This is a genomic window from Burkholderia sp. BCC0097 (assembly GCF_902832985.1).
Lineage (GTDB): Bacteria > Pseudomonadota > Gammaproteobacteria > Burkholderiales > Burkholderiaceae > Burkholderia > Burkholderia orbicola.
This window is the reverse complement of the sequence record NZ_CADFDM010000005.1, coordinates 604,204-613,508: the sequence shown is the minus strand read 5'-3', so window position 1 is coordinate 613,508 and position 9,305 is coordinate 604,204. Positions and strand designations below refer to the sequence as shown.

Here is a 9,305-nt window from a genome sequence, read left to right as displayed (position 1 = left end):
CTTCGCGACGTTCTCCGCCGTGATGCCCATGTGGTACTGGTTGTACACGTCCCACAGGCCGTCGACGATCATCGTGTCGACCAGCTTCGCATCGCCCATCCGGAACCCGTCGCGCGAGCCCGGCAGCACGTGCGGCGCGGCGCTCATGTTCTCCTGGCCGCCCGCGACCACGATCTCCGCGTCGCCCGCGATGATCGCGTTCGCCGCCAGCATCACGGCCTTCAGGCCCGAGCCGCACACCTTGTTGATCGTCATGCCCGGCACGGCCGTGGGCAGCCCCGCCTTGATCAGCGACTGCCGCGCCGGGTTCTGCCCGGAGCCGGCCGTCAGCACCTGACCCATGATCACTTCGCTGACCTGATCGGGCTTCACGCCCGCACGCTCCAGCACCGCGCGAATCACCGTCGCGCCCAGTTCGGGCGCCGCAATCTTCGCGAGCGAGCCGCCGAATTTGCCGACCGCGGTCCGCGCGGCCGATACGATCACTACATCCGTCATTTCCCGTTCCTCCAGGCCCGCACGACACGGCGCATCGTTACCGGCCCTGTTAAAAAAACTGCGGTGCACCGGACAGCGTGCGCTGCTGTCCGGTTTTCGTCAATCGCGCTGCAACACGTAACGACCGGGCGCCGGCTCGATCACCGGAAATTGCGCGGACCCCGGCTGGGCCGGCGGCACGACCTTGCGGCCGCCGTACGCGTCGAGCCACTCGACCCACGTCGTCCACCAGCTTCCCGGCTGCTCGGTCGCCCCGGCAAACCAGTCGTCGGCGGATTCGGGCAGGTCGCCCTCGTTGACCCAGTAGCTGCGTTTCTTCTTCGCGGGCGGATTGATCACGCCCGCGATGTGCCCCGACGCGCCGAGCACGAACTTCAGCGGACCCGACAGGATCGACGTCGATGCGTAGGCGGTCTGCCACGGCACGATGTGATCCTCGCGCGAACCGTAGATGAAGGTCGGCACGTCGATCAGCGACAGGTCGACCGATTCGCCACACACGGTCAGCGCACCCGGTTCGCGCAGCTTGTTTTCGAGATAGGTATGGCGCAGGTACCACGCGTACATCGGGCCCGGCAGGCTCGTCGAATCGCTGTTCCAGTACAGCAGGTCGAACGGCGCGGGCGTGCGGCCCTTCAGGTAGTTGTCGACGACGTAGTTCCACACGAGATCGTTCGGACGCAGGAACGAGAACGTGTTCGCGAACTCCATGCCGCGCATCAGCCCGGGTTGCGTACCGTTCTTGCCGCCGATGGTCTGCTCGCGCATCTGCACGTGTGCCTCGTCGACGAACACGTCGAGGATGCCCGTGTCGGTGAAATCGAGCATCGCGGTGAGCAGCGTCATCGACGCGGCCGGATGTTCGCCGCGCGCGGCGAGCACCGCGAGCGCGGTCGCGAGCATCGTGCCACCGACGCAGAAGCCGAGCGTGTTGATCTGCTCACGGCCGCTGATCTGCTGCACCGCGTCGATCGCCGCGAGCAGCCCTTCATTCATGTAGTCGTCCCACGTCTTGTGCGCGACCGACGCATCCGCGTTGCGCCACGACACGAGGAACACCTGATGACCGTTCGACAGCGCGTGCGCGACGAGCGAATTCTCGGGTTGCAGGTCGAGGATGTAGAACTTGTTGATGCACGGCGGCACGATCAGCAGCGGCCGCTCGAACACTTTGTCCGTCTTCGGCGTGTACTGGATCAGCTGGATCAGGTCGTTCTCGTACACGACCGCGCCCGCGGTACACCCGAGGTTCTTGCCGACCACGAACTGCGATTCGTCGGTCTGCGAAATCTTGCCGCGCTGCAGGTCGCCGAGCAGGTTCATCATCCCCTGCCGCAGGCTTTCGCCCTGCGTTTCGAGGATCGATTTCTGTGCGTCGGGATTGAGTGCGAGGAAGTTGCTCGGTGCGGCCGCGGCCGTCCATTGCTGGACCGTGAAGCGGATGCGCTCGCGCGTCTTCGGGTCGGTCTGCAACGCGTCGGCCAGCTCCTGCAGATAACGCGCGTTGAGCAGATACCACGCAGCCGCGAACGCATGCGCGGGCGACGCCTTCCATGCATCGCCGCTGAAGCGGCGGTCTTTCAACTCCGGCGACTCGAGCTTCGCGGCGGCCGCCTGCTGCATCAGTGTCATGCAATCGCGCGCGTAGTCGGCCTGCAATGCCTGGAGCCGTTCGGGCGGAATCGCGGCGACCGGCAGCTTCAGCCCCGCGAACGGCGACGCCATCGCGCCGAGGTCGGGCATCGACGGCAGTTGAAACGGAAACGACGTCGGGAACTGGAATGTCGCGAACGGATTGAAGGTGGCCGAGGCCGTCGCGGCACGCGCCGGGTCGGCAAAACCGCGCCACGCGTTCAACCACGACTCGAACATCTGCTGCATCGGCTGGGCGGCCGGATCGAAACCGGTGCTGCCCGCGGAAGTGCCCGCATGCGCGGACGTCGACGAATTTTTCGATGCTGTCATTACCTGCCTTACCGGTGATTCGTGAGCGTCAATCGTGAAATCCTGCTCGCGCGCGGCGTGCCGGCTGCGAGCCGGGCCGTCATGCTCTGGAGAGGCGTCTCCAGATTCTGCCGCAGTGCGGTATTTTTATCATTATCGTTTTCCCCATGTGAAGCGCCCGATCAAACTACTGAACATTTCACGGAGATAATCCGCGCACGACAGACGGGACAAGGGTTCCGGCGAAACATAAAACATTTTGCTTGACTTGACTCCGGGATTTTTCATTCAGTTGCGCATGCAGTGCCGCATTGCCGCCTCAATATCGAGATAACCCGATTTCGCGACGCAACAAAACCCGCGCATGCGCATGCGATCAATCGGCCAGCCAGATTGCCGCGGCCATGCGGCCCGTCACACGGTCGCGCCGGTACGAATAGAAGCGCGCGGGTTCGGCGACCGTGCAAGCCGTCCCGCCGCTCACGTGCACCACGCCCGCACGCACGAGTCGCAGGCGCGCGAGCGCGTAGAGATCGGCAAGAAACTTGCCGGGCGCGCCGTCGATGGCAACGAACGCATGACGGGTTTCATCATGCTCCGACTGCGCAGCCGTGTCGAGAAACGCATCGCGCACGTCGGCGCCAACCTCGAACGCCCGCGGGCCGATCGCCGGCCCGAGATACGCATGCAGCGCGTCCGTCGTGTCGCCCGCGAGCGTGGCGACGCGTGCCGCCGTCTGCTCGACGATGCCGGCCGCGAGCCCGCGCCAGCCCGCATGCGCGGCGCCGACCGCGCGGCCCTGCGCGTCGCACAGCAGCACGGGCAGGCAATCGGCCACCATCACCACGCAGACGGCGCCCGCCTGGTTCGTGACGCTCGCGTCGGCCTGCACCGGCGCCGTGGCCGCAGGCGCCGCGGCGATCACCTCGTCCGCCTGCACGATCCGCGCACCGTGAACCTGCTCGAGCCATGCGGCGCTCGCCTGCCCGGCGAGCGCGAGCACACGCGCGCGATTGACCGCGACATGGTCGGGATCGTCACCGGTATGCAGGCCGAGATTCATCCCGCCCGGCAGCGCCACACCGTCCTGCCAGCGCCCGTACGGGCCCTCGCTCACCCCACCGTCGCGCGTCGTGATCAGCGCGCGCACGCGCGGCGACACCTGCCAGTCGGGCTGCACGCAGTCCTGCCATGTCAACGGCGCCAGGTTCGTCATCGGCACTCATTCCTCCTCATCGTCCAGGTACGGCTCGTCGTCGTGATACTCGCCGCCGAAGTCCTCATCGTCGTAGACACCGTCGTCGTCGTCGAATTCCTCGTCGCCCTGCCCGAAGCCCAGCGCGGCGACCAGCGTGTTCATGTCGTCCGGCAGCGGGCAGCGCCACTGCATCGCCTTGCCCGTGACCGGATGCACGAGGCCGAGCCGCCACGCATGCAGCGCCTGTCGTGCGAACCCGTCCGGCAGCGGCGTGACCGAGCGCTTGCCGCGCGCCCGCCCGTAGACCGGATCGCCGAGCAGTGGATGCCCGGCGTGCGCGCAGTGCACGCGGATCTGGTGCGTGCGGCCGGTTTCGAGATCGCACTGAATCGCCGAAACCGGCTGACGTTGCCACAGGCATGTGTCAACCGTGCGGAAATGCGTGCGCGCGGGCTTCCCCGACGCACCGGTGACGACAGCCATGCGCGTGCGCTCGCGCGGATCGCGGCCGATCGGCGCGTCGATCGTGCCCTCCTCGGGCATCGTGCCCCACACCAGCGCGAAATAGCGGCGCTTCACCGTGCGGGCCTGCAACTGGCGCACGAGGTCCGTCTGCGCGGCCAGCGTGCGGGCGACCACCATCAGGCCGGAGGTTTCCTTGTCGAGCCGGTGGACGATCCCCGCGCGCGGCAGGCCGGCCGCCGCGTCGCCGTAGCGATGCAGCAGACCGTTGAGGATCGTGCCGCTCCAGTTGCCGGCAGCCGGATGCACGACGAGGCCGGCCGGCTTGTTGATGACGACGAGCGCGTCGTCCTCGTAGATCACGTCGAGCGGTACGGGCTCCGGCGTGAACGCGAGCTGCTCGGGCAGCAGATCGGGCACGAGCGCGATCTTCGCGCCGAGCGGCACCGGCTGGCGGATCTTCGCCGGCGCGCCGTCGACGAGCACGCGCTGCGCCTCGATCCAGCTCTGCAGGCGGCTGCGCGAGAATTCGGGGAACAGTTGGGCAAGCGCCTTGTCGAGGCGTTCACCCGCGAGCGACAGCGGCACTTCGACGACGCGCGGCGCCTCGTCGAGCGCCGCGGACGGCACGACGGGCGGCTGCATCGCGTCGCCGGCCAGATCGTCATCGAGGGAATCCCCCGACGCAGCGTCGGCGGGCCGATCGCTTGGGCTATAATCTTCGCGATTTGGTGTGCCCGGCTGGGCATTCTGCGAACTTGAACGGGTCATTTAGACTGGGTCACCGAGACTTGAAGCTAGGACATGCGAGCATGATGAATTCGACCAAACGCACGGCCAGAACCGTCGCCGCCCGGGCTGCGGCGGTAGCGGCCGCGGCCCTCATCGCCGGCTGCCACGGCTTGCCGCAGAAGCAGGACGAGACGGCTACCTGGTCGAACAACAAATTATACTCAGAGGCCCAGGACGCACTGTCCGGCGGCGACTGGGGCAAGTGCGCGAAATATTTCGAATCGCTGCAAGGCCGCGATCCGTTCGGCCATTTCGCGCAGCAAGCGCAGATCAACGTCGCATACTGCAACTGGAAGGATAACGAAGCAGCAGCGGCCGACCAGGCCGTCGATCGCTTCATCCAGCTCCACCCCGATCACCCGGATATCCCGTACGCGTACTACCTGAAGGGGATGATCCACTTCAACGACGATCTCGGCCTGTTCGGGCGCTTCTCCGGCCAGGACATGAGCGAGCGCGATCCGCAGGCGCTGCGCGAATCGTACGATGCGTTCAAGGTCGTGGTCGATCGCTTCCCGAAGAGCAAGTACGCGCCCGATGCGGCCGCGCGGATGCGCTACATCGTCAACGCGCTCGCGTCGCACGAAGTACATGCGGCCGACTACTACTACCGTCGTGGCGCGTATGTCGCGGCCATCAACCGCGCACAGCTCGCGATCAAGGACTACAAGGGCGCGCCGGCGATCGAGGATGCGCTGCACATCATGATCCTGTCGTACGGCAAGCTGAACCAGCCGGAACTCGCCGAGGACACCAAACGCGTGCTCGCGGGCACGTTCCCCGACAGTCCATACGTGACGGGCCATTCGCGCCCCGGTGCGAAGAAGTCGTGGTGGCAGTTCTGAAGCACGGCGCGATGTAACAGCCGTTGCGCACACAAAAAAACCGGCCATCGAGCCGGTTTTTTTATTGGCGCCGCATTCGGGCGGCGCCGGGGCGATCAAGCGACAAGCCCCGCGCGTGCAATCAAGCGTGCTTGCCCGCGCGGTGCTCGTCGAAGAAATCCTGCACGACCGCGATCTCGCGCGTGCGCTTGAACGGCGGCAGGCTTTGCCAGATCCGGCGCCCGTAAGGCTTGTCGACGAGCCGCGTGTCGCAGATCATCAGCACGCCGCGATCCGTCTCCGCACGAATCAGCCGACCCGCGCCCTGCTTCAGCGTGATCACGGCCTGCGGCAGCTGGTGCACCGCGAACGGGCTCAGCCCCTTCTTCGTCAATGCATCGAGCCGCGCGGCCAGCACCGGGTCGTCCGGCGGCGCGAACGGCAGCTTGTCGATCACGACCAGCGACAACGCATCGCCGCGCACGTCCACGCCTTCCCAGAAGCTCTGGCTACCGACCAGGATCGCATTGCCGTACGCGCGGAAGCGGTCGAGCAGCTCGGTGCGGCTTGCGTCGCCCTGCACGAGCAACGGCGTATTCCAGCCGCGCGATTCGATTACGTCGCGCAGCTTCGACGCGATCCGGTCGACCGCCCGCAACGTCGTGCACAGCATGAACACGCCGCCGCCGGACGCCTCGATCGCCGGCAGCGCGGCGTCGAACACGGCATCGGTAAACGCCGGCGAAGACGGCTGCGGCAGGTTGCGCGGCACGTACAACAGCCCTTGGGACTGGTAATCGAACGGGCTGGCGAGCGTCATCGAACGACGCGAGCTGAGGCCCATCTGCGCCGCGTAGTGCGTGAAATCGCCGCGCACCGACAACGTGGCCGATGTGAACACCCATGCACGCGGCACGCCCGCACGCTGCTTCGCGAAGATCGGCGCGACCGACAGCGGCGTTTCGTGCAGTTGCACGGTATGCGCGAACACCTCGACCCAGCGCACCTTCTCGTTCGGATCGCTGTCGGATGCCGCGTTGTCGCCGGCCGCTGCCGCGTCGGCTTGCGCGGCCGCTTCCGCCGCGCCGGGCGCGACCCAGCCGGCCAGCAGGTCCTGCAGCTCGCGCGCGCGCCGCAGGCACGCGCCGAGCGATTCCGCGCGCTCGGCCTGGCTCGCGAGCGCCGAGGCGAGCGCATCGAGCGCCACGTCGAGCGCGTCGAGCGCACCGAACATCGGGTGATCGTCGCCAAGCTGCGCAAGCGACATGCGCACGATCTGGCCGTCCGCGAACGCGAGGCGCAGGTCGCGCGCCGCGCGCTCGAGATCGCCGCCGAGCTTCACCCATTCGACCGCATCGCGCGCATGGCTCAGGCCTTCGGCGACCGTGTCGCGCGCGAGCTCGAGGATCTGCGTCGTCGACAACGTCTCGCCGAAGAACAGCGTCGCCGTCTCCGGCAGCTGATGCGCTTCGTCGAAGATGATCGTGTTCGCGTTCGGCAGCAGCTCGGCCATCCCCGTGTCGCGCAGCATGATGTCCGCGAAGAACAGGTGATGGTTGACGACGACGATGTCCGCCTGCTGCGCCTCGCGCCGCGCCTGCATCACGAAGCATTCCTTGTAGTGCGGGCATTCCTGGCCGAGGCAGTTGTCGCGCGTCGACGTGACCATCGACCACACGGGCGCGTTTTCCGGCACGCTCGCGAGTTCGGCCTTGTCGCCGCTCTTCGTGATTTTTGCGAAGCGGACGATTTCCTGCAGATAGGCCGTATCCTGCCGCGACGGCAGCCGGCCGTTGTCGGCCGTGCGCTGCAGGTAGTAGTGGCACAGGTAGTTGGCGCGGCCCTTGAGCATCGCGACCGACACCGGCACCGCGAGCGCGTTGCGCACGGTCGGAATGTCGCGCTGGAACAGTTGGTCCTGCAGGTGCTTCGTGCCGGTCGACACGATCACCTTGCCGCCCCACAGCATGGCGGGTACGAGATACGCGTAGGTCTTGCCGGTACCCGTGCCGGCCTCGACGATCAGCGTGTTGTCGCCTGCGTCGCTGTCGGATTCGGCTGCCGCGGCATCGTCCGCGGCTGGCCCGGCCGTCTTGTCGGGGTCGCCCAAGCGGCGTGCCGGCCGCTTGCGGGTTTCGAAGATCTCGGGCTCGGGCATCCGGCGCGCGGATGCCTCCATCGCGGACGCGACCGCGCGCGCCATCTCGATCTGCGACGTACGCGGCCGATACCCATCGAGCGCGCGCGCCAGCAACCCGCCTTCGCCAAAGATCGTGTCGAGTTCGTCGACGCGCTTGCGGCTCAGCTCGAAGGTGCCTTCGGGCGCACGAACGCGCCCGGCGGACGTCGTGTCACGCCGGGCATCGGGGGTGGCTTCAAGCGGTGAATTCAAGGCAAGCGTTCCTGTGTCCAGCGCCCGGGCGGCGCCGGCGCTTGCCAGGCCGCGCTCAGGCGCGCTTATCCGGTTCGAGCTGCGATTGCAGCAAAATGATTTTGTCCTTGGCCGCCAGCTTTTCCTTCTTCAGCCGGTGCAGCGTGATGTCGTCGATGTCGGAGTGTCCTTCCTTCAGCTCGATCTCCCGAGCGAGCTGCTGGTGCTGCTCCTGCAATGCAGCCAAACGGTTGTGCAATTCCTGCTGCTGTTCCGTGTGACGGTTTTGCATAGTTGCCTCCTCATCGAAGCAGCGCGACGGCTGGCGTGCCGACGCGCCCGAGACTGATCCCGATCAATTCAACACGTTACTGCCCCTGCTGTTGCTGCTGTTTGGCCTTCTCGGCCGCTTCCTGCTGACGCCGCTCGACATCGGCCTTGTGCTGCGCGGCTTCCTTCTGCTTCTGCTCGTAGCGCGTGGCGTTGTCCGCCCGCTCCTGCGCCTTCTGCGCCGCCTGCTGGTGCGCCTGGTCGAGCTTGCGCTGGAAATCCGCCTGCTTCTGGTCGTATGCCTGCTTGCTCGCCGCGCGTTGCGGCCCTTCCGCGCCACGCTGCGCCTGCTTCAATGCATTCTGCTCCTGCTTGTCGCGGAATGCAGCCGCGTTCGCCGCGTCGTTCGCCGCCCGCTGCGGCGCTTCCGCCTCGTTCCGGGCCTGCTTCAACGCTTGCTGCTGGTCGCGCTGCTGCGCCCGCACCGCGCGCTGCTCGTCGTTCAGCGCGAGCTGCTCCTGGCGAATGCTCGCCCGCTCCTCGCGCATCTGGTCGCGCGCCTTGCCGAGACAGTGGTTGACGAAGAACTTGCTGTAACAGTCGTGCTCCGCCACCGCATAACGATAATCGTTTTCCGCGGAGCGTTGATTGAGCACTTTTTGACGGGCGTCGAAATCCGGGGCGGCGGAGGCTGCAACGGGTGCGGACGCGACGGTGTCCGGCGCGCTGGCGCCAGTGGCCTGCGCAAATGCACCGGAAGCCCCGGTGGACAAAGCCGCGGCGAGCGCTGCGCCGAGCGCGACGAGAGAAATGCGGGAAGTTGGCAACGTCGTAGGAAAGCTGCGGGACATGTGTCAAATTCTATCACCCCCGGCTGGACGCTCCGCCATTTATGGCAAAATGCCCCGCTTCATTCACCCGCGGCCTCTGGCCCGTCGGGCCCGCC

The 9,305-nt window shown here is 66.7% G+C and carries 8 protein-coding genes; 1 reads left to right on the top strand and 7 read right to left on the bottom strand.

Going from position 1 to position 9,305, the window contains the following annotated elements; genetic code table 11:
- The 4 genes from HWX07_RS20455 to HWX07_RS20440 form a co-directional block, all read right to left on the bottom strand.
- The coding region (locus HWX07_RS20455; RefSeq protein ID WP_279612763.1) for a beta-ketoacyl synthase N-terminal-like domain-containing protein at positions 1–498 on the bottom strand (498 nt) is incomplete at its 3' end.
- 99 nt (positions 499–597) lie between these two features.
- The gene (gene phaC, locus HWX07_RS20450) at positions 598–2,463 is read right to left on the bottom strand and encodes a class I poly(R)-hydroxyalkanoic acid synthase (protein WP_175877457.1); all 1,866 of its coding nucleotides are present in this window, start codon (positions 2,461–2,463) and stop codon (positions 598–600) included.
- Between the two features lie 355 nt (positions 2,464–2,818).
- On the bottom strand, positions 2,819–3,658 hold the full coding sequence (gene pgeF / locus HWX07_RS20445; protein WP_175808299.1) for a peptidoglycan editing factor PgeF: 840 nt from the start codon (positions 3,656–3,658) through the stop codon (positions 2,819–2,821).
- A 6-nt stretch (positions 3,659–3,664) separates the two neighbouring features.
- The gene (locus HWX07_RS20440) at positions 3,665–4,873 is read right to left on the bottom strand and encodes an RluA family pseudouridine synthase (protein ID WP_175877456.1); all 1,209 of its coding nucleotides are present in this window, start codon (positions 4,871–4,873) and stop codon (positions 3,665–3,667) included.
- Between the two features lie 41 nt (positions 4,874–4,914).
- Here HWX07_RS20440 and HWX07_RS20435 point away from each other — a divergent pair, with 41 nt between their 5' ends.
- The gene (locus HWX07_RS20435) at positions 4,915–5,739 is read left to right on the top strand and encodes an outer membrane protein assembly factor BamD (protein ID WP_011549700.1); all 825 of its coding nucleotides are present in this window, start codon (positions 4,915–4,917) and stop codon (positions 5,737–5,739) included.
- 121 nt (positions 5,740–5,860) lie between these two features.
- Here the strand turns inward: HWX07_RS20435 and HWX07_RS20430 are convergent, their stop codons facing one another.
- The 3 genes from HWX07_RS20430 to HWX07_RS20420 form a co-directional block, all read right to left on the bottom strand.
- Entirely contained in the window at positions 5,861–8,110 is a 2,250-nt protein-coding gene (locus tag HWX07_RS20430; RefSeq protein WP_175877455.1) for an ATP-dependent DNA helicase, read from the bottom strand.
- Between the two features lie 55 nt (positions 8,111–8,165).
- Complete coding sequence (locus tag HWX07_RS20425; RefSeq protein WP_006478692.1) at positions 8,166–8,381, bottom strand: YdcH family protein; 216 nt, start codon at positions 8,379–8,381, stop codon at positions 8,166–8,168.
- Between the two features lie 76 nt (positions 8,382–8,457).
- Positions 8,458–9,210 (bottom strand): hypothetical protein, encoded by a 753-nt coding sequence (locus HWX07_RS20420; protein WP_175877454.1) that lies wholly within the window; start codon positions 9,208–9,210, stop codon positions 8,458–8,460.
- Between the last annotated feature and the right edge of the window lie 95 nt (positions 9,211–9,305).

Coding starts and splice junctions, on each gene's coding strand:
- phaC (WP_175877457.1), bottom strand. CDS start 2,463: ATGACAGCATCGAAAAATTCGTCGACGTCCGCGCATGCGGGCACTTCC.
- pgeF (WP_175808299.1), bottom strand. CDS start 3,658: ATGACGAACCTGGCGCCGTTGACATGGCAGGACTGCGTGCAGCCCGAC.
- HWX07_RS20440 (WP_175877456.1), bottom strand. CDS start 4,873: ATGACCCGTTCAAGTTCGCAGAATGCCCAGCCGGGCACACCAAATCGC.
- HWX07_RS20435 (WP_011549700.1), top strand. CDS start 4,915: ATGATGAATTCGACCAAACGCACGGCCAGAACCGTCGCCGCCCGGGCT.
- HWX07_RS20425 (WP_006478692.1), bottom strand. CDS start 8,381: ATGCAAAACCGTCACACGGAACAGCAGCAGGAATTGCACAACCGTTTG.
- HWX07_RS20420 (WP_175877454.1), bottom strand. CDS start 9,210: ATGTCCCGCAGCTTTCCTACGACGTTGCCAACTTCCCGCATTTCTCTC.